The organism is Halomonas shengliensis (genome assembly GCF_900104135.1).
Classification (GTDB): domain Bacteria; phylum Pseudomonadota; class Gammaproteobacteria; order Pseudomonadales; family Halomonadaceae; genus Halomonas; species Halomonas shengliensis.
Genome location: NZ_FNIV01000004.1, coordinates 259,955 through 282,941, shown reverse-complemented (window position 1 = coordinate 282,941; position 22,987 = coordinate 259,955). Strand labels below are relative to the sequence as shown.

Genomic DNA, 22,987 nt, shown 5'->3' with positions numbered 1-22,987 from the left:
GGAGACAGCGCTCAGCCCTCGAAGGGGTTGCGCAGCACGATGGTCTCGTTGCGGTCGGGGCCGGTGGAGATGATGTCGATGGAGGTCCCCACCCTCTCCTCCAGGAAGCTGATGTAGGCGCGTGCGTTGGCCGGCAGGTCCTCGACCCGACGCACCCCCAGGGTGGATTCGCTCCAGCCCGGCAGGTCCTCGTAGACCGGCTCGATGGCCTCGTAGCCCTCGGAGTCCACCGGGGTGTCGAGCACCTCGCCATCCTTGCTGCGGTAGCCGACGCAGACGCGAATGTTCTCCAGGCCGTCGAGCACGTCGAGCTTGGTCAGGCAGAGGCCGGAGACCGAGTTGATCTGCACCGCGTGACGCAGGGCCACGGCGTCGAACCAGCCACAGCGGCGTGGCCGCCCGGTGGTGGCACCGAACTCGTGGCCCTTCTCGGCCAGGTGGCGACCATGGTCATCGAACAGCTCGGTGGGGAAGGGACCGGAGCCGACCCGGGTGGTGTAGGCCTTGGTGATGCCCAGCACGTAGTCGAGGTAGAGCGGCCCCACACCGGAGCCGGTGGCGGTGCCGCCGGCGGTGGTGTTGGAGCTGGTGACATAGGGGTAGGTGCCGTGGTCGATGTCCAGCAGCGAGCCCTGGGCGCCCTCGAAGAGGATGTTTTCGCCGTTGCGGCGCACGCCGTGCACCAGGCTCACGGTGTCGGCCACCATGGGGCGCAGCTCCTCGGCCATCTGCATGGCGCCGTCGAGGACCTCCTGGAAGTCCACCGGCGCCTCGCCGTGGTAGTTGACCAGCACGAAGTTGTGGTAGTCCAGCACCTCGCCGAGCTTGGAGGCGAAGCGCTCGCGATGCAGCATGTCGCCCAGGCGCAGGCCACGACGCGCCACCTTGTCCTCGTAGGCCGGGCCGATGCCGCGCCCGGTGGTGCCGATCTTGGCCACGCCGCGAGCCTTCTCGCGGGCCTGGTCGAGGCGCACATGGTAGGGCAGGATCAGCGGACACGCCGGCGACAGGCGCAGGCGCTCGCGTACCGGCACGCCCTTGGCCTCCAGCTCGCGAATCTCCTTGATCAGCGCCTCGGGGGACAGCACCACGCCGTTGCCGATGACGCACATCTTGTCCTGGCGGAGGATGCCGGAGGGGATCAGGTGGAGGACGGTCTTCTCGCCGTCGATCACCAGGGTGTGGCCGGCGTTGTGACCGCCCTGGAAGCGCACCACCGCGTCGGCGGATTCGGTGAGCAGGTCGACGACCTTGCCCTTGCCCTCGTCACCCCACTGGGTGCCCAGTACGACTACGTTCTTGCCCATTGCTCTCTCGTCTCTCGTTGCCGCGCGGCGGCGGGCCGTCGCGCCAAGGTGGTAACCCAGTCTACAGTGTCACGGCCTGCCAGCGGCCAGCGGCCTGCACCAGCTCACGGTCGCAGCGGTGCTCCATGGGGCCGGTGCGCTGCCCGGGCAGCGCCTGCACCACGCGCTCGCCCTCGGCGCGCAGCGCCACCACGGCCTCCGCCAGCCCCTCGCCCTCCGCCGGCGCCCAGATGCCGTCGCGGGGCGGCTCGGCCGGCGACAGCGTGGCCAGCTGCTTGAGGTCCATGGAGAAGCCGGTGGCCGGGCGGGCGCGGCCGAAGGCGCGCCCGGTGTCATCATAGCGCCCGCCCTTGGCCAGCGCCTGGCCATAGCCGGGCACATGGACGGCGAACATCATGCCGGTGTGGTAGGCGTAGCCGCGCAGCTCCCCCAGGTCGAGGTAGAGGGCCACCTCGGGGTGGGCGGCCAGCACGCCACGCAGCAGGGCGCGCAGCTGCTCCAGCGCCGCGGCCACCGGGGCGGGTGCCTCGGCGAAGGCCTCGCGGGCCTCGTCGAGCACCTCCACGCCGCCGTGCAGGCGTCCCAGCGCCATGAACATCTCGGCCAGCGTCGGATCCGCCACGCTCTCGGCGACCCGCGCCGCGAGCTCGCCCGGCGACTTCAGTTCGAGGGCCTCGAACATCGCACGCTCGGCGTCGGCGTCGAGCCCGGCGGCCTCCACCAGGCTGCGGTAGATACCGATGTGGCCCAGCGCCAGGTGGAGCTCCTCGGCGCCGGCGACGGTCAGCGAGGCCAGCGCCAGGTTGAGGATCTCCAGGTCGGCCTCGAGGCCGGCGTGGCCGAACAGCTCGACCCCCACCTGCACCGGGCTGCGTCCGCCCTGATGCTGGTCCGGGGTGGCGCGCAGCACATTGGTGCAGTAGCACAGCCGCACCGGGCCCTGGCGCTTGAGGGAGTGGGCGTCCATGCGCGCCACCTGGGGGGTAACGTCGGCGCTGATGCCCATCATGCGACCGGTGAGCTGGTCGGTGAGCTTGACGGTCTGCAGCGCCAGGTCCGAGCCGGTGCCGGTGAGCAGGGAGTCGAGGAACTCCGCGGTGGGGGGCATCACCTGGTCGTAGCCCCAGCGATGATAGAGGTCGAGCAGCGCGCGGCGCAGCTCCTCCATGCGGCTCGCCTGGGGCGGCAGTACCTCGTCCATGCCGTCGGGCAGCAGCCAGCGGTCAGCGATGGTCATGTGAATCTTCCTGCAAGGCAGTGAAATGGCCAGGAAACGGACGCTCCGGCCGAGAGTTCGGGCGCGCGCCGCGGCGGGGGGCGGCCACAAAAAAACCGGGCCACGCCCGGTTGCAGGAGTCTACCACGTTTGCGCCGGGGATGAACCCCGGCGCGTCTGGCCATCACTCCTCGCCGGAGGGCATGGCGCTCTTCAGGTAGCGGAAGAAGTCGCTGGAGGGGTCGAGCACCAGCATGTCGCGGTCGCCCTCGAAGCTGTCCCGGTACGCCTGGAGGCTGCGCCAGAAGGCGAAGAACTCGGGATCCTGGGAGTAGGCCTGGTCATAGAGCGCGGCCGCCTCGGCGTCGCCCTCACCGCGCAGGGTCTCGGCGCGCTCGTTGGCCTGGGCCAGCAGCACCTGGCGGCGACGGTCGGCGTTGGCACGGATGCGCTCGGCCTCCTCCTGGCCCTGGGCACGCCACTCGCGGGCCTCGCGCTCACGCTCGGAGCGCATGCGCTCGTAGACCGCCGAGGAGACGTCGTCGGGCAGGTCGATGCGCTTGACCCGCACGTCGAGGATCGCCACCCCGAGCTCGTCGCGCAGCAGCGCGTCGAGGTCCTCGGTGGGCCCGGTCATCAGGTCGTCGCGACGCTCGGCGATGATCTGCTGCAGGTTGAGGCGACCGAACTCGTTACGCAGGCTCTCGTCGACCCGCGGCTGGATCAGGCGCACCGCCATCATCTCGTCGCCGGAGGTGGCCTCGTAGTACTTGGTCGGGTTGACCACCTGCCACTTGACGTAGGAGTCGACGATCACCGCCTTCTGCTCCAGGGTCAGGTAGCGGCTGGGATCGGTGTCCAGGGTCAGCACCCGGGTGTCGAACTTGCGCACCGTCTGGGTGATCGGCACCTTCACGTGCAGGCCGGGCTGGATGTTCTCCTCGATGATCTCGCCGAAGCGCAGCTTGACGGCGCGCTCGGTCTCGTCGACCACGTAGAGGCTGTTGCTGGCCAGCCAGGCCACGGCGGCCAGGCCGCCGACGATGAGCAGGGAACGATTGTTGATCATTTAGCGGCCCTCCCTGCGGATACCACCGGTGTTGCTGCTGTTGCTCGAGGAGGCGCTGCCGCCCTCGCTGCTGCTGCGCAGGCGCTCGAGCACCCGCGGGTCGAGCTCGCCCTGTTCGCCCTGCTGCCGGGGGGAGCCGCTGCCGCCGCCCATCTGGTCGAGGGGCAGGTACATCAGCGGCGCATCCTCGGCCACGTCGACCAGCACCTTCGGCGTCTTGCCGAACACCTCGGCGATGGCGTCGAGGTAGAGGCGCTGGCGCATGACCTCCGGGGAGTCCTGGTACTCGCCGAGCAGCGAGTTGAAGCGGTTGGTTTGACCGCGCGCCTCGGCGACCACCGACTCGCGGTAGCCCTGGCCCTGCTCGACGATGCGCTGCGCCTGGCCCTGGGCCTCGGGAATGATGGCGTTGGCGTAGGCCATGCCCTGGTTGATGGTGCGCTGGCGATCCTCGCGGGCGCGGATCACGTCGTCGAAGGCGTCGATGACCGGCGCCGGCGCCGAGGTGGACTCGATGTTGATGGTCTGCAGCCGGATGCCGGTGCCGTAGCTGTCTAGGTAGGACTGCAGGCGGCTGGCCACGGAGCTGCCGAGGATCTCACGCCCCGAGGTCAGGATGTCGATCATGTCGGTGCCGCCGACCACGTGGCGCAGGGCGCTGTCCAGGGCGTTCTCGATGGAGAGCTGCGGGTTGCGCACGTTGAGCACGAAGTCGCGCGGCTGTGCGACCTGGTACTGGGCCGAGATCTCGACCTCGACGATGTTCTCGTCGCGGGTCAGCATCGACTGGGTCTGGGTCAGCGAGCGCACCCGGGTGACGTTGACCATGCGCACGTCATCGATCAGCGGCGGGTTCCACTGCAGGCCCGGGCTGACCACCTCCTGGAACTTGCCGAAGCGCAGCACCACGCCGCGCTCGGACTGGTCGACCAGGTAGAAGCCCGAGGCGGCCCAGATGGCCAGCGCCACCACGATCAGCAGGCCCGGCAGGGTGAAGGCGTTGCGGGGCTTGCCGCCGCCCTTGTTGCCGCCACCGCCGCCGCCCTTCTTGCCGCCGCGGCCACCGAGCATGCCGTTGAGCTTGTCCTGAAACTTCTTCAGGGCCTCGTCCAGGTCCGGCGGCTGGTTGCCGCCGCCACCGCTGCCACCGCCTCCGCGGCGGCCACCGCCCCCGCTCCAGGGGTCGTGCTGGTTGCCACCACCACCAGGCTCATTCCAGGCCATAGGTCCTCTCCACTCTGCGTTGCTGCCCCGGCCACGCCTGGCGGCCCGGGCCTCGGTTGCGATCCTGTGTGTCCCGTTACTGCCCCGCTAGCCCGGGCCGGAGGCCTCTTCCCAGGCCTCGCGCGCCTGCAGCGCCGCGGGCAGGTAATCCTCGGCACGCTCGCCCAGTCGCGCCATCAGCTGCAGGAAGTCGCGGCGCGGCAGACGCACCTGCAGGCGGATCCGGCCGTCGTCGTCGAAGCGCTCCTCGCGCACGGCGCCGAGCTCGTGCAGGGCGGCGCGCAGCCGGCCCTGCTCGGGGGCCAGGGTCAGCGGGAAATCGATGACATCCTCGGCCAGGCGCTCGGCCAAGGCCTGCTCGAGCAGCTCCAGCCCCCGCCCCTCGCGGGCCGAGAGCCAGACCACCTCGGGTCGCCCCTCGCCGTCGCGCTCGATGCGCGGGGCGCTGTCGAGGAGGTCGATCTTGTTCATCACCTTGAGCGTCGGCACCTCCAGGGCGCCGATCTCGTCGAGCACCGTCTCCACCTGCTCCACGTTGAGGTCGCGGTCGGGGTCGGCGGCGTCGATGACATGCACCAGCAGGGTGGCCTCGGCGGCCTCCTGCAGGGTGGCCTGGAAGGCCTCCACCAGCTTGTGCGGCAGGTGGCGGATGAAGCCCACGGTGTCGGCCATCACCACCGGCCCCACGTCCTCGATCTCCAGGCGCCGCAGCGTCGGGTCGAGGGTAGCGAAGAGCTGGTCGGCCGCATAGACCCTGGATGCGGTCAGGGCGTTGAACAGCGTTGACTTGCCGGCGTTGGTGTAACCCACCAGCGAGACGCTGGGGATCTCGGCCCGGGCGCGGGAGCGGCGGTTCTGCTCGCGCTGGCCGCGTACCTTGTCGAGGCGACGGTGGATCGCCTTGATGCGCCCGCGCAGCAGGCGGCGGTCGGTCTCGAGCTGGGTCTCGCCGGGACCGCGCAGGCCGATGCCGCCCTTCTGGCGCTCCAGGTGGGTCCAGCCGCGCACCAGGCGGGTCGACATGTACTCCAGCTGAGCGAGCTCCACCTGCAGCTTGCCCTCGTGGGTCCGCGCCCGCTGGGCGAAGATGTCGAGGATCAGGCCGGTACGGTCGAGCACGCGACACTTGAGCGTGCGCTCGAGGTTGCGCTCCTGGGAGGGGCTCAGGGCATGGTTGAAGATGACCAGCTCGGCGCCATGCACCGCCAGCGCCTCACGCAGCTCCTCCACCTTGCCGGAGCCCACGAAGGTGCGCGGGTCCGGCCGGTGGCGGCTGCCGGTCAGCAGGGTGGCCGGCTCGGCCCCCGCGGAGCGCACCAGTTCCAGGAACTCGCCCGGATCCTCGCGCTCCTGCTCGTCCTGGAAGTCGACATGGACGAGTACCGCCGTCTCTCCGGCGTCGGGACGTTCAAAAAACAATCACTACCTCACTGGCCTTCCTGCGCGGCGGCAGGGTCCTGGGCCGGCAGACGCACGTTGCGCGACGGCACCACGGTGGAGATGGCGTGCTTGTAGACCATCTGGCTGACGGTGTTGCGCAGCAGGATCACGAACTGGTCGAACGACTCGATCTGGCCCTGCAGCTTGATGCCGTTCACCAGGAAGATCGATACCGGGATGCGCTCCTTGCGCAGGATGTTCAGGTACGGATCTTGAAGGGACTGCCCTTTGGACATGTTGCTCTCCCTGGAATTGTCTCTGGGGGTTGGGTTGTTGGGATTCTGGGGCCCGTCGCGGGGCCCGGCCAGCGGCCTGCCGAACACCGTATCTTACGCTAAGTGCCGAATTGGCGCACCAATTTCAGCACCTCGGCCAGGGGATCGCCGACCAGGGGGTCGACCCAGTGCAGCGCCTCCCAGCCGCGCATCCAGGTCAGCTGGCGCTTGGCCAGCTGCCGGGTGGCGACGATGCCGCGCCGCTCGAGCCCGGCCCGGTCGACCTCGCCGTCAAGGTACTCCCACACCTGACGGTAGCCCACGCTCTTCATCGCGGGCAGCGAGGCGTCGAGATCGCCGCGGGCCCTGAGCGCCGCGACCTCCTCGACCAGGCCCTGGGCGAGCATGGCCCGGAAGCGCGCGGCGATGCGCTCGTGCAGCACGGCCCGATCGGCCGGCGCGAGCCCTATCGACAGCGTGCGCCAGGGAAAGGTTTCCGGGCGCTGCTCGGCCCATAGCTCGCTGAGTGGGCGACCGCTGAGGCGAAACACCTCCAGCGCCCGCAGCAGCCGCTGGGGGTCGTTGGGGTGGATGCGCGCCGCAGAGGCGGGATCGACGCGCCCGAGCTCGGCGTGCAGGGCGGCCAGGCCACGGGATTCGAGCTCGGCCTCGAGCCCGGCGCGCACCACCGGGTCGGCGCTCGGCAGGTTGGCGACCCCGTGGAGCAGCTGCTTCAGGTACATCATGGTGCCGCCCACCAGCAGCGGCACCCGCCCGGCGGCGCTGATCTCGCGCATCTCGCGCAGGGCGTCCTCGCGGAAGTCGGCCGCCGAGTAGGGCTCGGCGGGGTCGCGGATGTCGATCAGCCGGTGCGGCGCCCGGGCCAGCTCCTCGGCGGAGGGCTTGGCGCTGCCGATGTCCATGCCGCGGTAGACCATGGCGGAGTCGACGCTGATCAGCTCGACCCCCAGGCGTTCATGGAGCGCGATGGCCAGGTCGGTCTTGCCGGCGGCGGTGGGGCCCATCAGCAGGATGGCGGGGGGGCGCGTATCGGGCATGGGTCTACTGCCCTCTCATGAAGAGGCGGTCCAGCTCCCTCATGCTCATCTCGGTCCAGGTCGGTCGGCCGTGGTTGCACTGGCCGCTGCGCTCGGTGCGCTCCATGTCGCGCAGCAGGGCGTTCATCTCCTCCACGGTCAGGCGGCGGTTGGCGCGCACGCTGCCGTGGCAGGCCATGGTGGAGAGCAGCTCGTTGATATGCGCCTCGAGGCGGTCGGAGCGGCCGTAGCGCTCGAGGTCGGCGAGCATCTCGCGCACCAGCGGCTCGACGTCGGCATCACTCAAAAGCGCCGGCACCTGGCGCACCAGCAGCGTCTCGGGGCCGGCGACGTCGAGTTCCACCCCCAGGCGGGCGAAGGCCTCGTGCTCCGCCTCGGCGGTGGCGACCTCGGCGGGGCTGGCGGCCAGCGACACCGGCACCAGCAGCGGCTGGGCCTGGAGCCGTCCGCCGTGCACCTGGGTCTTCATGCGCTCGTAGACGATACGCTCGTGGGCGGCGTGCATGTCCACCAGGATCAGGCCGCGCTCGCTCTGGGCGAGGATATAGACCCCGTGCAGCTGGGCGATGGCGTAGCCCAGCGGTGGCGCCCGAGTGTCGTCCGCCTCGGGCAGCGACTCGCGGCGCCGGGCCTGCGTCGCCTGGCGCTCGGCGAGCGCCAGGCCGGCGGCGGCCCCGCCGGCCCCGGGCGCCGCGGGCTGGGGGGTGAGCAGGCTCTCCTCGTGCTCCGGGTGCAGGCTGCGATACCCCTCCATGAAGGCCCGCACCCGGTCCGGGGTCACCTTGCTCCCCTCGTCGCGCCCCGGCAGCGCCATGGGCTGCTGCTGCCAGCGCCCGGCGGCCTCGGCGACGCCCGCGGGGGCCTCGGCAGATGCCGACTCGCCCTCCTCGGGCCCCTCCTCCTCGGCGGCGGCGCCGGCCTGCCCGGCGCGGGCCTCGCCCAGCGCCCGGTGCAGGCTGGAGAAGAGGAAGTCGTGGACCAGGCGGCCGTCGCGGAAGCGCACCTCGTGCTTGGTGGGGTGGACGTTGACGTCCACCACCGCGGGGTCGACCTCCAGGTAGAGGACGAATACCGGGTGGCGGCCGTGGAAGAGCACATCGCGGTAGGCCTGGCGCACGGCGTGGGCCACCAGGCGGTCGCGCACCACCCGGCCATTGACGAAGAAGTACTGCTGGTCGGCCTGGGCCCGGGAGTGGGTGGGCAGGCCGACCCAGCCCCACAGGCGCAGGCCCGAGGCCTCGATGTCCAGGTGCAGGGCATGCTCGAGGAAGGCCTTGCCCAGCAGCGCGGCGATGCGCCGCTCGCGGCTGGCGGGGTCGACCCCCGCGCGCAGCTGGTGGATGGTCTTCTGGTTATGGCGCAGGGTCCAGCCGATGTCATAGCGGGAGAGCGCCTGGCGGCGGAAGGCCTCCTCCACGTGACCGAACTCGGTCTTCTCGGTGCGCAGGAACTTGCGCCGCGCCGGGGTATTGAAGAACAGGTCGCGCACCGTCACCGAGGTCCCCCGGGGGTGCGGTGCCGGGCTGACCCGCGGCGCCATCTGGCGCCCCTCGGCCACCACCCGCCAGCCGGCGGTGGGGTCCTTGTCGACGTTGGAGGTCAGCTCCAGGCGCGACACCGAGCTGATCGAGGCGAGCGCCTCGCCACGAAAGCCGAGGCTCGCCACCCCCTCCAGCTCCTCCAGCGAGACGATCTTGCTGGTGGCGTGGCGCGACAGGGCCAGCGGCAGGTCCTCCTCGCCGATGCCACCGCCGTCGTCGCGCACCCGGATCAGCCGTGCGCCGCCCGCCTCCAGCTCCACCTCGATGCGCGAGCCGCCGGCATCGATGGCGTTCTCCACCAGCTCCTTGACCACCGAGGCGGGGCGCTCCACCACCTCGCCGGCGGCGATCTGGTTGGCGAGACGCGGGTCCAGGACCCGGATACGACGCTGTTGTGACATATCACTCCACGCAGGATGGACGTTCAGGAACGGGGGATGCGCAGCACCTGCCCCACCCGGATGACGTCACCGTTGAGCTCGTTGGCCTGCTTGAGGCGGCGCACCGGGACATCGTGACGGGCGGCGATCTCCGAGAGGGTGTCGCCGGGCTGGATGCGGTACTCGTTGCCCGCGGTGCTGCGCCCGTGGTCGCGCTGCCAGGCCAGCAGGCTGGCCGGCGGCGGGTTGGTGCGGAAGTGCGCCTCGATGCCGGCGAAGATCGCCCGGGCCAGCCCCTGCTGGTGGCCGGGGTCGCGCAGTCGGCGCTCCTCGTCGGGGTTGGAGATGAAGCCGGTCTCCACCAGCAGCGAGGGGATATCGGGGGACTTAAGCACCACGAAGCCGGCCTGCTCGACCCGCGACTTGTGCAGGCGGTTGACGCCGCCCAGGCGGTCGAGCACCTGCCCGCCGATGGCCAGGGAGTCGTTGAGGGTGGCGGTCATGGTCAGGTCCAGCAGCACCCCGCGCAGCACCTCGTCCTTGTCCCTGAGCGACAGGCTGCCGTCCACCCCGCCGATCAGGTCGGCGCGGTTCTCGCTCTCGGCCAGCCACTGGGCGGTCTCGGAGGTGGCGCCGCGCTGGGAGAGCGCATAGACCGAGCTGCCATTGGGCCGCGAGCTGGTGAAGGCGTCGGCATGGATGGAGACGAAGAAGTCCGCCTTCTGCTCCCGGGCGATGCGGGTGCGTTGGCGCAGGCCGACATAGTAGTCGCTGTCGCGGATCATCACCGCGCGGAACCCCTCGGTGCCGTTGACCCGCTCCTGCAGGCGCTTGGCGATGCCCAGCACCACGTCCTTCTCGCGGGTCCCCGAGGGGCCGATGGCACCCGGGTCCTCGCCGCCGTGGCCGGCGTCGATGGCGATGATGATGTCACGCCTGGGGTGGGGCTGGGCACGCTGCACCGCGCTCTCGGGCTCGGGCGCCACCACGGAACCACCGAGGTCGGCCTGGGCCTGGGCCCGCTTGGCGGCGATCTCCTGCTCGCGGATCATCGCCTCGATGGGGTCGATGGGATCCTCCACCGCGCTCTCCCCGGGGTACTCCAGGTCCACCACCAGGCGATGGCCGTACTGGTCGTTGGGCTGCAGGGTGAAGTGACGCGGCTCGACCTCGCGCTCGAGCTCCAGCACCACGCGCAGCCCGTTGCCGTCACGGACCCCGGTGCGGATGCGGCCGATGGCGCTGCCGGTGAGGTCGAGCCCCTCGACATCGGCCTTCATGCGGCTGTCGTCGAGGTCGATCACCAGGCGCCGGGGGTTGTCGAGGGAGAAGACCTCGGCGCGGGTCGGCGTGGCGAGGTCGAACACCAGGCGGGCGTGATCGGGGGCCGCCCACAGGCGCAGGTTCTCGACCTCCCCCGCCGCGGCGCCCAGGGAGACCAGCGCCAGCAGCAGCCCGCCCAGCAGTCGTGCGGCCACTCGCCTCATGCCCCAGCCTCGCCTTCGCCATCCCTGGCTCGCCAGGTCACCAGGCGCGGCTCCTCGGCGAGGCGTGCCAGCGCCGCGCGGCCATGGTCGCTCACGGCCTCGAGCCGAGCCTCGCGCCCGGTGCCGAGCACGCGCAGCGAGACGCACAGGTCGGGGGGCGGCAGCCACCCCTCGCCGCGGCCGGGCCACTCGATCAGGCTCAGGGCGTCATCGCCGAGCAGGTCCCGGCCGCCGATGAACTCCAGCTCCTCGGGGTCGCCCAGGCGATAGAGGTCGAAGTGGTAGATGCGTACGCCATCCAGGGTGTAGGGCTCCACCAGGGTGTAGGTGGGGCTCTTCACCGCACCACGGTGACCATAGGCGCGCAGCACGCCGCGCGTCAGGGTGGTCTTGCCGGCCCCCAGCTCGCCTTCCAGGTGGACCCGCCCGCGTCCGCCCAGGGCACGCCCCAGGCACTCGCCCAGGGCCACCTGGGAGGCTTCATCATCGAGTCGCAACCGCATCGCCCTCGCCCGCCGTCGGGTTGACCAGAATTCGCGCATAGGATGCCAGATCGCCGGCCAGCAGACCACGCTCCCCGCCCGCCGCGGCGGCCAGGTCGGCGGCGCGGGCGTGCACCAGCACGCCGAGGCGTGCCGCCCGCTCGGCAGGGAGCCCCTGGGCGAGCAGCGCCGCGACCATGCCGGTCAGCGCATCGCCCATGCCACCGCTGGCCATGCCCGGGTTGCCACAGGCACAGACGGCGAGCCCCGAAGGCCCCGCCACCAGGCTGCCGGCGCCCTTGAGGATCACCACGCCACCGTAGCGATCGCGCAGCGCGAGTGCCGCCGCGGGACGGTCCGCCTCCACCTCGGCCGCACTGCACCCCAGCAGACGGGCCGCCTCACCGGGGTGCGGGGTCAGGATCCAGTCGTCGCGGGCGGGGCCCGCGAAGCGTGATGCCAGCAGGTTGAGGCCATCGGCATCCACCACCAGGGGCTTGCCCGCCGCGAGCGCCGCCTGCAGCACCCCCTGCCCCCAGCTGCCCTGCCCCAGGCCCGGCCCCACCGCCAGGACGTCGGCCTGGTCGGGCAGCGCGCCGAGGTCGGCGGCACCGCGCACGCCATGGACCATCACCTCCGGGCGGCGCACCAGGCTCGCCGTGACATGCTCGGGCGCGGTGGCCAGGCTCACCTTGCCGGCCCCCAGCCGGGCGCAGGCCTCGGCGGCGAGCAGCGCCGCCCCGCCGAAGCCGGGCGCCCCGCCCAGGATCAGCACATGGCCGCAGTCGCCCTTGTGGGCGGTGCGGGCACGCGGCGCCAGCCAGGCCTCGATCAGGCCCACCTCCAGCCGCTCGGCCGCCGGGACCAGGTCGGCCTCGGCCGCCGCGTCCACGCCGAGGGCGCGGAAGAGAGGCTCGCCCACATGGTCGCCGGCGGCGCCGGTGTGGAGCCCCAGCTTGTCGCCGATGAAGGTCACGGTGGCACTCGCCCTGACCGCCTCGCCCAGCACCGCACCGGTGTCGGCATGCAGGCCCGAGGGGATGTCGATGGCCAGTACGGGCCTGTCGCTTGCGTTTATCGCAGCGATCGCCTCGCGGAAGGCGCCGCGCACCTCGCCGGAGAGCCCGGTGCCCAGCAGGGCGTCCACCAGCACGTCCCCCTCCAAGGCCATGCTGGTCGTCCAGGGCACGGCGCCGACGCCGGCCGCGGTGGCCATGTCGGCGGCGCGACGGGCGTCGCCCGAGAGCGCCTCGATCTCCTTGAGCAGGATACGCTGCACGGCGAGCCCCTCGGCGGCGGCCAGGGCGGCGAGCACATGGCCGTCGCCACCGTTGTTGCCGGCCCCGCACAGCACCGTGAGCGAGCGCGCCTCTGGCCAGCGCGCGCGCAGCGCCTGCCAGGCGGCGGCACTGGCGCGCTGCATCAGGGCGAAGCCCGCCACCCCTTTCTCGATGGTACGGCGGTCGAGCTCACGCACCTGTTCGGCGCGGTAGAGCGGGTGAAGCGGTTCGGCAGTGCGGGTGGCGTCGGCCATGCGGTGTCTCCCGGGTCGCGATGCTTTACCATGGCGAGGGTTCGATAGGAATGCAGGCAAGGCATTTATCGAACAGTGTAAAGCCTCCGCGGCCGTCGCCAAGTGGCGCCGGCCCCCTGCACGGTGTTTCCGCGATCATGTCCTCCCCGTCCGCCCTCGACGACGCCCCCGATCCGCATGCCCTGGCCGAGCGCCTGCGCGGCTGGGCCCACGAGCTCGGTTTCCAGCAGCTGGGCATCACCGACGTCGACCTGGCCGAGGACGAGGCACGCCTGGCGCGCTGGCTGGCGGCGGGCCATCACGGCGAGATGGGCTTCATGGCCAAGCACGGCAGCAAGCGCACCCGGCCGCAGGAGCTGGTGCCGGGCACGATCCGGGTGATCAGCGTGCGCCTGGACTACCTGCCCGCGGAGGTGGAGACCCTCGAGACCCTGGCGAGGCCCCAGACCGCCTTCGTCTCGCGCTACGCCACCGGCCGCGACTACCACAAGCTGATGCGCAAGCGCCTGGCGGCCCTGGCCAAGCGCCTGGAGGCCGAGGTGGGCCCCTTCGGCTACCGCGCCTTCGTCGACTCGGCGCCGGTGATGGAGCGGGCCCTGGCGCGCAAGGCGGGGCTCGGCTGGGTCGGCAAGAACGCCATGCTGCTCCACCCCAGGGCCGGCTCCTGGTTCTTCCTGGGCGAGCTCTACACCGACCTGCCGCTGCCGGTGGACCCGCCCTTCGAGGGGGAGCACTGCGGCAGCTGCAGCGCCTGCCGTACGGCCTGCCCCACCGACGCCATCGTCGCGGACCGGGTGGTGGATGCCCGGGCCTGCATCTCCTACCTCACCATCGAGCTGCACGGGGCGATTCCCGAACGCTACCGCGAAGCGATGGGCAACAGGGTGTTCGGCTGTGACGACTGCCAGCTGGTCTGCCCCTTCACCCGCTTCGCCTCGCCCACCGGCGAGGCGGACTTCACCCCGCGACACGCCCTGGACCGGGCGAGCCTGCTGGCGCTGTTCGCCTGGGGCGAGGAGGAGTTCCTGGAGAAGACCGCCGGCAGCCCGATCCGCCGCATCGGCTACGAGCGCTGGCTGCGCAACCTCGCCGTGGGGCTCGGCAACGCCCCTTGGAGCGAGGCGGTGGAGGCCGCGCTGCGCGCGCGGCTGGCCTACCCCTCCGAGCTGGTGCGCGAGCATGTGCGCTGGGCGCTGGACAGGCAGCGGGAGAAGCGCCAGAACATCATCACTAGCGCTTGAGAAGACCCCGGTAGCGAGCGGCGCCGGGGGCTGGTCCGGAGGGGGTCCGAGGACCAGGGGTGAGGAGCACTGCTCCGAACGGGCTGGCCAGGGATGGCCAGCACAGGGCCTGCAAGCGGAGCGGGACGCGAGAGCGCCGCAGGGCCGAGGTAGCGCCCATGGATGGGTTCACAGCGCCCCCGATCGGACCCGCCGCCGGGAAAGGCCGCGCTTGTCCCAACCAGGCCTACTCCTCCTCGTCGCTCTGCGCTCCCGGCAGGCGCAGGAAGGTCTCACGGTAGTGGGCCAGCTCGGCGATGGACTCCTTGATGTCGTCCATGGCCAGGTGCACGTTGCGCTTCTGGAAGCCGGCCATGGCGCCAGGGTTCCAGCGCTTGGCCAGCTCCTTGAGGGTCGAGACGTCCAGGTTGCGGTAGTGGAAGAAGGCCAGCAGCGCCGGCATCTCGCGCTCCAGGAAGCGGCGATCCTGGTGCACGCTGTTGCCGCACATGGGGGAGCTGCCGGGCGCCACATGCTCGCGCAGGAACGCGAGGGTACGCCGCTCCGCCTCGGCGGTGTCGACATCGCTCGCCTTGACCCGGGCGGTCAGCCCCGACTCGCCGTGGGTCCTGGTGCACCAGGCGTCCATGGCGTCGAGCAGGGCGTCGGGCTGGCGCACGGCGATCACCGGCCCCTCGGCGACGACGTTGAGCTCGGCGTCGGTGACCAGGGTGGCCACCTCGATGATGCGCTCCTTCTCCGGGTCCAGCCCGGTCATCTCCAGGTCGATCCACACCAGGCGCTGCTGGCGGGGATCGGGCGTGTCGTCCTTGGCGGGGGTGGTCGCGCTCATGGGGAATCGTCTCCTGCGGGGCCGGCGCGCAACGTCGCGACAGCCGGTGTCATGGATGAGTACAATGCCGACATTGTACCGAGCTTCAGGGGCCCATGAGCAAACGCAAGCTGAGCCGCCAGCAGCGCTGGCGCGTCGAGAAGATCCAGGCCGAGCGTGCCGAGCGCGCCGCGCGGAAGGACGAGCAGGATAGCGAGAAGCTGGCCGCCGGCGAATATGGCCCCGAGCGGACGGGACGGGTGGTCGCCCACTTCGGCCGCACCCTGGAGGTGCGCCCGGATGACGACGGCGGCGCCGTGCGCTGCCACCTGCGTGCCAACCTCGAGGGCCTGGTGACCGGCGACCGGGTGGTATGGCGCGGCCGCGAGGATGTCGAGGGGCGCACCGTGGAGGGCGTGGTGGTGGCCCGGGGCGAGCGCGAAAGCGTGCTGGAGCGTCCCGACGCCCGCGGCCAGCTCAAGCCGGTGGCCGCCAACATCGACCAGCTGCTGATCGTCTTCGCCGTGGAGCCCGAGCCCCACCCCAACCTGATCGACCGCTACCTGGTAGCCGCCGAGGCCACCGGCATCCCGCCGGTGCTGGTGCTCAACAAGGTCGACCTGCTGCCCGAGGGGGGCGGCGAGCTGAGGCTGCTGCTGAAGCGCTACGCCGCGCTGGGCTACCCGGTGGTGGCCACCACCACCGAGCGCGAGGATGGCCTCTCGGCGCTGCTGGCGCGCCTGGCCGGACGCACCTCGGTGTTCGTGGGGCAGAGCGGCGTGGGCAAGTCCTCGCTGATCGACCGCCTGCTCCCCGACGAGGAACTTCGCATCGGTGCGCTGTCCAAGGAGTCGCGCAAGGGCACCCACACCACCACCACCGCACGGCTCTACCGCCTGCCGGAGGCCGAGGGCGCCGAGCTGATCGACTCCCCCGGGATCCGCGAGTTCGGCCTGACCCACCTGGACGAGCGGCAAGTCACCGAGGGGTTCATCGAGTTTCGCCCCCACCTCGGCCACTGCCGCTTCCGCGACTGTCGCCACCGTCACGAGCCCGGCTGCGCCCTGCTCGAGGCGGTGGAACGCGACGAGATCCACCCCGAGCGCTTCGCCAGCTACCGGCGTATCCTCGACTCGCTGGCATAAGCCAGGCCAAGCTCTGACAAGCCCGATCCAGAACACGCCCGATCCAGAACAAGCAAGGAGAGCCCCATGAGTTCCGAAGCCAACCTGCTGCCGCTGATCGTCGAGCCGGAACAGCTCGCCGAGCACCTCGACGAACCGTCGCTGCTGATCGTCGACGTGCCCCTCAAGGCCGAGAGCTACGCCGAGGGTCATGTGCCCGGCGCGGTGTTCCTGGACAAGGCGCGGCTGATGCGCGGCGAGGGCGAGGTGCCCTGCCTCGAGCCCAGCGTCGAGCAGCTCTCGGCGCTGTTCAGCGAGCTGGGCCTGACCCGCGACACCCATGTGGTCGCCTACGACGACGAGGGCGGCGGCTGGGCGGGTCGCCTGCTGTGGACCCTGGAGTTGATCGGCCATACCCGCTACTCCTACCTCAACGGCGGCATCCATGCCTGGCGCCAGGTGGGTCAGCCGGTGACAAGCGAGCCCAGCCGGCCCACCCCCAGCGACTACCGGGCGGAGCTCCTCCACCCCGAGGTGCTGATCGACCGTGTCGAGCTGGCCGAGCGCCTGGGCGAGAAGGGCTTCGCGGTGTGGGACGCCCGCTCCCCGGCCGAGTACCGCGGCGAGAAGGGCGACAACCGCCGCCTCGGCCATGTGCCGGGCGCGGTGAACCTGGAGTGGACCGAGGCCATGGACCGCGAGCGTGGCCTGCGCATCCGTGACTACGCCGAACTGATCACCGAGCTTGAGGCCCTGGGCCTGACCCCGGACATGGAGGTGGTGACCCACTGCCAGAGCCACCATCGCAGCGGCTTTACCTGGCTGGTGGGCCGGGCGCTCGGCTTCGAGAGGATCCGCGGCTACGCCGGCTCCTGGAAGGAGTGGGGCAACCGCGACGATACCCCGATCGAGAAGTAAGCCGCCATTACCCCCGATTCCCCTCAGAGACCTCGTGCCTTGTCCCTCGCCAAGCTGTTTTCCCTGATCCAGTACCCCCTGCCCCACCACCTGCTGTCGCGGCTGGTGGGGCGGCTCGCCGAGTGTCGCCAGCCCGCGCTGCGCAACGCCCTGGTGCGCGCCTTCATCCGCCGCTTCGGGGTCGACATGGCGGAGGCCGCCGAGCCGGACCCGACCGCCTACGCCACCTTCAACGACTTCTTCACCCGCGCCCTCAAGACGGACGCGCGCCCCATCGGTGAGGGGGTGGTGAGCCCCGCGGACGGGCGGCTCTCGCAGTTCGGCGCCATCGAGGCCGGCCAGCTGCTGCAGGCCAAGGGGCACCGCTTCTCGGCCATGGAGCTGCTGGGGGGCGACGGCGACGCCGCCCGTCACTTCCTCGGCGGCAGCTTCGCCACCGTCTACCTCTCTCCCAGCGACTACCACCGGGTGCACATGCCCTTTGCCGGTACCCTGACCGAGATGGTCTATGTGCCGGGGCGGCTGTTCTCGGTCAATGCCGCCACCACCGCGCATGTCCCTAACCTGTTCGCCCGCAACGAGCGGCTGGTGTGCCACTTCGACACCGAACACGGGCCCATGGCGCTGGTGCTGGTGGGGGCGATGATCGTCGCCGCCATCGAGACGGTATGGGCGGGGCAGATCACCCCGCTGCCCCGGGGCGAGGTGCAGCGCCTGCGCTTCGACACCCCGGTGCGGCTCGAGAAGGGTCAGGAAATGGGCCGCTTCAAGCTCGGCTCCACCGTGGTGATGGCCTTCGCCGAGCCGCTGTCCTTCGCCGACGGTATCGAGGCCGGCGACAAGGTGCAGATGGGGCAGTCGCTGGGGGAACTGGCGAAATAGTCCCCGCGCTGTCCCGGCCCTAGCAGCGCGGGGTGGCGAAGGCCATCACCTCCGCCACGCTCTCGTGGCCCAGCGCCAACTGGATCAACCGGTCGATGCCCAGTGCCACGCCGCTGCCCGCCGGCATGCCATGCTCGAGTGCTGCCAGCAGGCGGGCGTCCACCTCCACCTCGACAAGCTCCGCCGCCCGCCGGGCGGCGTTGTCCTCATCAAAACGCGCCGCCTGCTCGGCGGCATCGGTGAGCTCGTCGTAGCCGTTGGCGAGCTCCAGCCCCGCCAGGTAGAGCTCGAAGCGTGAGGCGACCCACTCGCCATCCTCCGGGTCGCGGTGGCGCCGCGCCAGCGCCGCCTGGCTCGCCGGATAGTCCACCACCACGTCGATGCCCTCGCGGCCCAGCTGCGGCTCGATCACCAGGCTCATCAGCAGGTCGAGGCAGTCGTCGCGGGGGGCGTCGTCCATGGCCAGGCCGCCCTGCTTCGCCGCCAGACGGCGCAGCGTGTCGAGAGGCACGCCGAAGGGGTCGATGGCCAGCGCCTCCCGGAACAGGTCACGATAGCGGCGACGCCGCAGCGCTCCCGGCGCCTCCCCCGGCTTTCGGTCCAGCACCCGGTGCACCAGCGCCGCCGTCTCCTCGATCAGCGCCTCGAGCCTCATGCCCGGGCGATACCACTCCAGCATGGTGAACTCGAGGTTGTGGCGCCGCCCCACCTCGCCATCACGGAAGCAGCGCGCCAGCTGGAAGATCGGCCCGCTACCCGCCGCCAGCAGGCGCTTCATGGCGAACTCCGGCGAGGTCTGCAGCCACAGCCGTTCACGGCCGGCCGGCGTGGTCGCCTCCACCGAGAGCGAGGCCAGGTGCAGGTCGGTACTGCCGCCGTGGCCCAGCACCGGGGTCTCCACCTCCAGCACGTCCCGCTCGGCGAAGAAGGCGCGCACCTCGCCCAGCAGTCGCGCCCGCTCGCGCAGGGTCGCGATGGTCGCCGTGGGGCGCCAGTCATCGATCATCTTCAGGGTCTCCAGAATCGCCAAGGCCACGCCGAAGCGTGGCCTTAATAGGGCAGATCCGCGGCTTATCCGGCGACAGGCCTACGCGGAGGCGCTGTAAACCCATCCCTGGGCGCTACCGATGCCATCCCTGGCATAGGACCTCCGCTTCGACCTGTCCCCGGCGCCGCTTTCAGCGCGTAGCTAAATGCAATCAGGCGCGGGAGACGTACTCGCCGGACCGCGTATCCACCTTGAGCACCTCGCCCTCGTTGATGAACAGCGGCACGCGGACCACGGCGCCGGAGGAGAGGGTCGCCGGCTTGGAGCCGCCCTGGGCGGTGTCGCCCTTGAGGCCGGGATCGGTCTCAGTGACCTCGAGCTCGATGAAGTTGGGCGGGGTCACGCTGATGGCGTTGTCGTTCCACAGGGTGACGGTGTAGACCACCTGCTCCTTGAGCCACTTCTCGGTGTCGCCCAGGGCCTTCTTCTCCACCGGGTACTGCTCGAAGGAGCCGTCGGTCTTCATGAAGTACCACATCTCGCCGTCGTTATAGAGGTACTCCATGTCCAGGTCGAGGACGTCGGCCCCTTCCAGGCTCTCACCGGACTTGAAGGTGCGCTCCCAGACCCGGCCGGTCATCAGGTTGCGCAGCTTGACGCGGTTGAACGCCTGGCCCTTGCCGGGCTTGACGAACTCGTTCTCGACGATCGCGCAGGGATCGCCGTCGAGCATCACCTTCAGACCGCCCTTGAATTCGTTGGTAGAATAGCTCGCCATCTTCACTCACTCGTATATTCGAGCGCGCCCCCGGTGACCCCGGCGGCGCGCTGGGAAACGACTCTCGACGAGGCGGTGCGTCCTGGCGACCGCCTCGCCCGTATCGACTGGTGTGCCGCATGATAACCCGAAGCCCCATCCCTTTGCAGCGTCAAGACGAAAGCGAAGAAAGCCGCCAGAACGGCTCGCAGCGAGAGGCGCCAGGGACAGGTAGAGGATGGAGCCCTACGCCGCCCGCCTGGCAGGCCCAGCTGGCCGGCGCCATCCGCGACCCGCGCGAACTATGCCGCCGCCTGGGGCTGAACGAGCGCTGGCTGCCCGGGGCCGAGGCGGGTCATGCGCTGTTCGAGGTGCGCGTGCCCGAGGCCTTCCTCTCGCGCATGCGCCCGGGGGACCCCGACGATCCCCTGCTGCGCCAAGTGCTGCCGCTGAACGCGGAGGCCCGGCCCGTACCGGGCTATGTCGCCGACCCGCTGGAGGAGGCCGCGCATACGCCGGCGAAGGGGCTGATCCACAAGTACGCCGGTCGGGTGCTGCTGATCGCGAGCCCGACCTGTGCGGTCAACTGCCGCTACTGCTTCCGGCGCCACTTCCCCTATGCCGAGAACTCCCCCTCCACGGCCCAGTGGGAGGCGAGTCTCGAGACGCTGCGCGGTGATGCCACCATCCGCGAAGCGATCCTCTCCGGCGGCGACCCGCTGGCCGCCAGCGACCGCCGGCTGAGCTGGCTGGTGGAGCGCCTGGGTGAGATTCCCCACCTGAAACGGCTGCGGATCCATACCCGGCTGCCGGTGGTGATCCCCGACCGGGTCGACGACGCCCTGCTCGCCTGGCTCTCCGCCACCCGCCTGCAGAAGGTGGTGGTGCTGCATATCAACCACGAACAGGAGATCGACGACGCCGTGATCGCCGCCTGCGCGCGGCTCAAGGCGGCGGGCGTGACACTCCTCAACCAGAGCGTGCTGCTGCGCGGGGTCAACGCCTCGGTGGCGGCCCTGGCTGCGCTCTCAGAGCGGCTCTTCGACGCCGGCGTGCTGCCCTACTACCTCCACGTGCTCGACCCGGTGGCGGGCGCGGCCCACTTCGACGTCCCCGACGATGAGGCCCGCGAGCTGGTCGCGGGCCTCAGGGAGGAGCTGCCGGGCTTCCTGATGCCGCGGCTGGTCAGGGAGATCCCCGGCGAAGGGAGCAAGACGCCGCTGTAGGAGGCCAATTTATTGGGCGATGGAGGCCTAAGGCCTCCCCGGCGGCGACCCGCTCAGCCTGGTCAACACCGCCATGGCGCCTGCGGCGCCAGTCGCGCAGCAGAGCTGCCCTCCTACAGAAACGGCGTTAAGCCAGTGACGCGGCAGTCACATTGGCCGCCGGCGCCTGGGTGGAGAGTTTGCGGTTGATGGCGCTCATCACCGCCTTCATGGAGGCGCTGGTGATGCTCTCGTCGCTGCCCACGCCGAACACCGCCTCGCCGTCGATGCGCACCTCCACGTAGGCGATCGCCTCGGCATCCGAGCCCTGGCCACGGGAGTGCTCGTGGTAGTCGATGATCTCCACGTCATGGCCGGCGGCGGCCAGCGCCTTGATGAAGGCCGCCAGCGGGCCGTTGCCCTGGCCGCTGAGGGTACGCCGCTCGCCGCGCTCCTCGATGGTCGCCTCCAGGGTCACGGTGGGGCTGTCGGGCTCCGAGGAGAGGCGGTGGCTGACCAGGCCGAAGGGCGAGGTCTGCTCGAGGTACTCGTCGGCGAAGGCCTGGTAGATCATCTGCGAGGTGATCTCCTTGCCCGTGCGGTCGGCCACCTCCTGCACCACCTGGCTGAACTCGATGGAGAGGCGGCGCGGCAGCTCGATGCCGTGCTCCTGCTCGAGCAGGTAGGAGACCCCGCCCTTGCCGGACTGGCTGTTGACGCGGATCACCGCCTCGTAGCTGCGGCCCACGTCGAGCGGGTCGATGGGCAGGTAGGGCACGTCCCAGACGGCCTCCGGGTGGGCGCGACGCTCGGCCATGCCCTTCTTGATGGCGTCCTGGTGGGAGCCGGAGAAGGCGGTGAACACCAGGTCACCCACGTAGGGGTGGCGCGGGTGCACCGGCAGCTGGTTGCAGTACTCCACCTCGCGCATGACCGGCGTGATGTTGGAGAAGTCGAGCCCCGGATGCACGCCCTGGGTGTACATGTTCATCGCCAGGGTGACGAGGTCCACGTTGCCGGTGCGCTCGCCGTTGCCGAACAGGGTGCCCTCGACACGATCGGCGCCGGCCATCAGGGTCATCTCGGCGGCGGCCACGCCGGTGCCGCGGTCGTTGTGGGGATGCACGCTGACGATCAGGGCGTCGCGGTCCTTGACATGGCGACAGAACCACTCGATCTGGTCGGCGTAGTTGTTGGGGGTGGCGACCTCCACCGTGGCCGGCAGGTTGACGATCATTTTCTTCTCGGTGCTGGCACCGAAGGTATCCATCACCGCCTCGACGATCTCCTTGGCGAACTCCATCTCGGTGGTGGTGAAGAGCTCCGGTGAGTACTGGAAGGTCCAGTTCGTCTGCGGCGCCTCCTCCATGCGCTGGCGGATGCGCGCGGTGGCCTCCACGGCGATCTGGATGCACTCGGGCTTGTCGACCCCGAACACCACCCGGCGGAACATCGGGTCGGTGGCGTTGTAGACGTGCACGATGGCGCTCTTCACCCCCTGGAGCGCCTCGAAGGTGCGGTCGATCAGGTGATCACGGGCCTGGGTCAGCACCTGGATGGTGACGTCGTCCGGGATCTTGTCGTTCTCGATCAGCGAGCGCACGAAGTCGTAGTCGGTCTGGGAGGCGGAGGGGAAGCCCACCTCGATCTCCTTGAAGCCGATCTTCACCAGCAGATCGAAGAGGCGCTGCTTGCGCTCCTGGTCCATCGGGTCGATCAGCGACTGGTTGCCGTCGCGCAGGTCGACGCTAGTCCAGATCGGCGGCTGCTCGATGCGGCGATTGGGCCACTGGCGGTCGGGCAGGTCCACGGCGACGAAGGGGCGATACTTGGCGGCGGGATTGTCGAGCATCATGGCGGCGTTCTCCTCTGGAGTCGGGGCGTCAGGCGGGCTGGCGTTCGGAAACGGCAGCGCCCCGACGGCGGGGAGCCGGTCGGGGCGCTGCATGAATGATCACAGGGCAACAGGCAGCGCCCCACTGGGGCGAAACCGGTGCGACCTGGAAACAAGCTGTGACGACGGGGATGGATGACATGGTACGACCTCTTGACGACCGGGGCTCCGCGGGGGAGCGATGACTCGGCGGTGCAGACGGCACCGCCAGCGC

The 22,987-nt window shown here is 70.6% G+C and carries 20 protein-coding genes; 5 read left to right on the top strand and 15 right to left on the bottom strand.

Annotation, left to right across the window (positions count from 1 at the left end; translation table 11 throughout):
• Nucleotides 1-11 precede the first annotated feature (11 nt).
• From BLP95_RS08190 to BLP95_RS08140, 11 genes are all read right to left on the bottom strand, one after another.
• The gene (locus tag BLP95_RS08190; RefSeq protein WP_089678112.1) at nucleotides 12-1,307 is read right to left on the bottom strand and encodes an adenylosuccinate synthase; all 1,296 of its coding nucleotides are present in this window, start codon (nucleotides 1,305-1,307) and stop codon (nucleotides 12-14) included.
• A 61-nt stretch (nucleotides 1,308-1,368) separates the two neighbouring features.
• Nucleotides 1,369-2,544, bottom strand: coding sequence for an ATP phosphoribosyltransferase regulatory subunit (locus BLP95_RS08185; protein ID WP_089678107.1), 1,176 nt, complete (start codon nucleotides 2,542-2,544; stop codon nucleotides 1,369-1,371).
• Nucleotides 2,545-2,707: 163 nt separating this feature from the next.
• The gene (hflC, locus tag BLP95_RS08180; RefSeq protein WP_089678106.1) at nucleotides 2,708-3,592 is read right to left on the bottom strand and encodes a protease modulator HflC; all 885 of its coding nucleotides are present in this window, start codon (nucleotides 3,590-3,592) and stop codon (nucleotides 2,708-2,710) included.
• Complete coding sequence (gene hflK, locus BLP95_RS08175; protein ID WP_089678104.1) at nucleotides 3,593-4,816, bottom strand: FtsH protease activity modulator HflK; 1,224 nt, start codon at nucleotides 4,814-4,816, stop codon at nucleotides 3,593-3,595. It lies immediately after the preceding gene.
• An 87-nt stretch (nucleotides 4,817-4,903) separates the two neighbouring features.
• On the bottom strand, nucleotides 4,904-6,235 hold the full coding sequence (hflX, locus tag BLP95_RS08170) for a ribosome rescue GTPase HflX (protein WP_089678102.1): 1,332 nt from the start codon (nucleotides 6,233-6,235) through the stop codon (nucleotides 4,904-4,906).
• A gap of 8 nt (nucleotides 6,236-6,243) precedes the next feature.
• Nucleotides 6,244-6,492: an RNA chaperone Hfq gene (gene hfq, locus BLP95_RS08165; RefSeq protein ID WP_023005611.1), complete on the bottom strand. Its 249-nt coding sequence runs from the start codon at nucleotides 6,490-6,492 to the stop codon at nucleotides 6,244-6,246.
• A 98-nt stretch (nucleotides 6,493-6,590) separates the two neighbouring features.
• Entirely contained in the window at nucleotides 6,591-7,529 is a 939-nt protein-coding gene (miaA, locus tag BLP95_RS08160; RefSeq protein WP_089678100.1) for a tRNA (adenosine(37)-N6)-dimethylallyltransferase MiaA, read from the bottom strand.
• A gap of 4 nt (nucleotides 7,530-7,533) precedes the next feature.
• Complete coding sequence (gene mutL / locus BLP95_RS08155; protein ID WP_023005609.1) at nucleotides 7,534-9,471, bottom strand: DNA mismatch repair endonuclease MutL; 1,938 nt, start codon at nucleotides 9,469-9,471, stop codon at nucleotides 7,534-7,536.
• Between the two features lie 23 nt (nucleotides 9,472-9,494).
• A complete protein-coding gene (locus tag BLP95_RS08150) occupies nucleotides 9,495-10,937 on the bottom strand; it encodes an N-acetylmuramoyl-L-alanine amidase (protein ID WP_089678098.1) in 1,443 nt (480 codons plus the stop codon).
• Nucleotides 10,934-11,440 carry a tRNA (adenosine(37)-N6)-threonylcarbamoyltransferase complex ATPase subunit type 1 TsaE gene (gene tsaE / locus BLP95_RS08145; protein WP_023005607.1) on the bottom strand — a complete coding sequence of 169 codons (507 nt, stop codon included), beginning with the start codon at nucleotides 11,438-11,440 and terminating at the stop codon, nucleotides 10,934-10,936. The genes BLP95_RS08150 and tsaE overlap by 4 nt, the downstream gene beginning before the upstream one ends.
• Nucleotides 11,421-12,953, bottom strand: a complete 1,533-nt coding sequence (locus tag BLP95_RS08140; RefSeq protein ID WP_089678095.1) for an NAD(P)H-hydrate dehydratase — start codon at nucleotides 12,951-12,953, stop codon at nucleotides 11,421-11,423. The genes tsaE and BLP95_RS08140 overlap by 20 nt, the downstream gene beginning before the upstream one ends.
• A 137-nt stretch (nucleotides 12,954-13,090) precedes the next feature.
• Here BLP95_RS08140 and queG point away from each other — a divergent pair, with 137 nt between their 5' ends.
• Nucleotides 13,091-14,194: a tRNA epoxyqueuosine(34) reductase QueG gene (queG, locus tag BLP95_RS08135; protein WP_089678093.1), complete on the top strand. Its 1,104-nt coding sequence runs from the start codon at nucleotides 13,091-13,093 to the stop codon at nucleotides 14,192-14,194.
• Nucleotides 14,195-14,420: 226 nt separating this feature from the next.
• Here queG and orn read toward each other — a convergent pair whose 3' ends face one another.
• Nucleotides 14,421-15,026 (bottom strand): oligoribonuclease, encoded by a 606-nt coding sequence (gene orn / locus BLP95_RS08130; RefSeq protein ID WP_089678091.1) that lies wholly within the window; start codon nucleotides 15,024-15,026, stop codon nucleotides 14,421-14,423.
• Nucleotides 15,027-15,121: 95 nt separating this feature from the next.
• On the opposite strand from orn, the gene rsgA reads away from it, so the two are divergent.
• From rsgA to asd, 3 genes are all read left to right on the top strand, one after another.
• The gene (gene rsgA / locus BLP95_RS08125) at nucleotides 15,122-16,150 is read left to right on the top strand and encodes a small ribosomal subunit biogenesis GTPase RsgA (RefSeq protein WP_089678089.1); all 1,029 of its coding nucleotides are present in this window, start codon (nucleotides 15,122-15,124) and stop codon (nucleotides 16,148-16,150) included.
• 66 nt (nucleotides 16,151-16,216) lie between these two features.
• Complete coding sequence (locus BLP95_RS08120) at nucleotides 16,217-17,047, top strand: sulfurtransferase (protein WP_089678087.1); 831 nt, start codon at nucleotides 16,217-16,219, stop codon at nucleotides 17,045-17,047.
• Nucleotides 17,048-17,086: 39 nt separating this feature from the next.
• Nucleotides 17,087-17,929, top strand: a complete 843-nt coding sequence (asd, locus tag BLP95_RS08115; protein ID WP_089678085.1) for an archaetidylserine decarboxylase — start codon at nucleotides 17,087-17,089, stop codon at nucleotides 17,927-17,929.
• A 19-nt stretch (nucleotides 17,930-17,948) separates the two neighbouring features.
• On the opposite strand, the gene epmA is transcribed toward asd, so the two are convergent.
• Entirely contained in the window at nucleotides 17,949-18,935 is a 987-nt protein-coding gene (gene epmA, locus BLP95_RS08110) for an EF-P lysine aminoacylase EpmA (protein ID WP_089678083.1), read from the bottom strand.
• Nucleotides 18,936-19,128: 193 nt separating this feature from the next.
• Complete coding sequence (gene efp, locus BLP95_RS08105) at nucleotides 19,129-19,695, bottom strand: elongation factor P (protein ID WP_023005599.1); 567 nt, start codon at nucleotides 19,693-19,695, stop codon at nucleotides 19,129-19,131.
• Nucleotides 19,696-19,814: 119 nt separating this feature from the next.
• Between efp and epmB the strand changes: the two genes are divergently transcribed.
• Nucleotides 19,815-20,900: an EF-P beta-lysylation protein EpmB gene (gene epmB, locus BLP95_RS08100; protein ID WP_089678081.1), complete on the top strand. Its 1,086-nt coding sequence runs from the start codon at nucleotides 19,815-19,817 to the stop codon at nucleotides 20,898-20,900.
• Between the two features lie 127 nt (nucleotides 20,901-21,027).
• Here the strand turns inward: epmB and leuA are convergent, their stop codons facing one another.
• The gene (leuA, locus tag BLP95_RS08095) at nucleotides 21,028-22,734 is read right to left on the bottom strand and encodes a 2-isopropylmalate synthase (RefSeq protein WP_089678079.1); all 1,707 of its coding nucleotides are present in this window, start codon (nucleotides 22,732-22,734) and stop codon (nucleotides 21,028-21,030) included.
• Nucleotides 22,735-22,987: the final 253 nt, after the last annotated feature.

Excerpts from the sequence above, each read along its gene's own strand:
- BLP95_RS08190 (WP_089678112.1), bottom strand. The coding sequence starts at position 1,307 with ATGGGCAAGAACGTAGTCGTACTGGGCACCCAGTGGGGTGACGAGGGC.
- BLP95_RS08185 (WP_089678107.1), bottom strand. The coding sequence starts at position 2,544 with ATGACCATCGCTGACCGCTGGCTGCTGCCCGACGGCATGGACGAGGTA.
- hflC (WP_089678106.1), bottom strand. The coding sequence starts at position 3,592 with ATGATCAACAATCGTTCCCTGCTCATCGTCGGCGGCCTGGCCGCCGTG.
- hflK (WP_089678104.1), bottom strand. The coding sequence starts at position 4,816 with ATGGCCTGGAATGAGCCTGGTGGTGGTGGCAACCAGCACGACCCCTGG.
- hfq (WP_023005611.1), bottom strand. The coding sequence starts at position 6,492 with ATGTCCAAAGGGCAGTCCCTTCAAGATCCGTACCTGAACATCCTGCGC.
- miaA (WP_089678100.1), bottom strand. The coding sequence starts at position 7,529 with ATGCCCGATACGCGCCCCCCCGCCATCCTGCTGATGGGCCCCACCGCC.
- mutL (WP_023005609.1), bottom strand. The coding sequence starts at position 9,471 with ATGTCACAACAGCGTCGTATCCGGGTCCTGGACCCGCGTCTCGCCAAC.
- BLP95_RS08150 (WP_089678098.1), bottom strand. The coding sequence starts at position 10,937 with ATGAGGCGAGTGGCCGCACGACTGCTGGGCGGGCTGCTGCTGGCGCTG.
- tsaE (WP_023005607.1), bottom strand. The coding sequence starts at position 11,440 with ATGCGGTTGCGACTCGATGATGAAGCCTCCCAGGTGGCCCTGGGCGAG.
- BLP95_RS08140 (WP_089678095.1), bottom strand. The coding sequence starts at position 12,953 with ATGGCCGACGCCACCCGCACTGCCGAACCGCTTCACCCGCTCTACCGC.
- queG (WP_089678093.1), top strand. The coding sequence starts at position 13,091 with ATGTCCTCCCCGTCCGCCCTCGACGACGCCCCCGATCCGCATGCCCTG.
- orn (WP_089678091.1), bottom strand. The coding sequence starts at position 15,026 with ATGAGCGCGACCACCCCCGCCAAGGACGACACGCCCGATCCCCGCCAG.
- rsgA (WP_089678089.1), top strand. The coding sequence starts at position 15,122 with ATGAGCAAACGCAAGCTGAGCCGCCAGCAGCGCTGGCGCGTCGAGAAG.
- BLP95_RS08120 (WP_089678087.1), top strand. The coding sequence starts at position 16,217 with ATGAGTTCCGAAGCCAACCTGCTGCCGCTGATCGTCGAGCCGGAACAG.
- epmA (WP_089678083.1), bottom strand. The coding sequence starts at position 18,935 with ATGATCGATGACTGGCGCCCCACGGCGACCATCGCGACCCTGCGCGAG.
- efp (WP_023005599.1), bottom strand. The coding sequence starts at position 19,695 with ATGGCGAGCTATTCTACCAACGAATTCAAGGGCGGTCTGAAGGTGATG.
- epmB (WP_089678081.1), top strand. The coding sequence starts at position 19,815 with ATGATAACCCGAAGCCCCATCCCTTTGCAGCGTCAAGACGAAAGCGAA.
- leuA (WP_089678079.1), bottom strand. The coding sequence starts at position 22,734 with ATGATGCTCGACAATCCCGCCGCCAAGTATCGCCCCTTCGTCGCCGTG.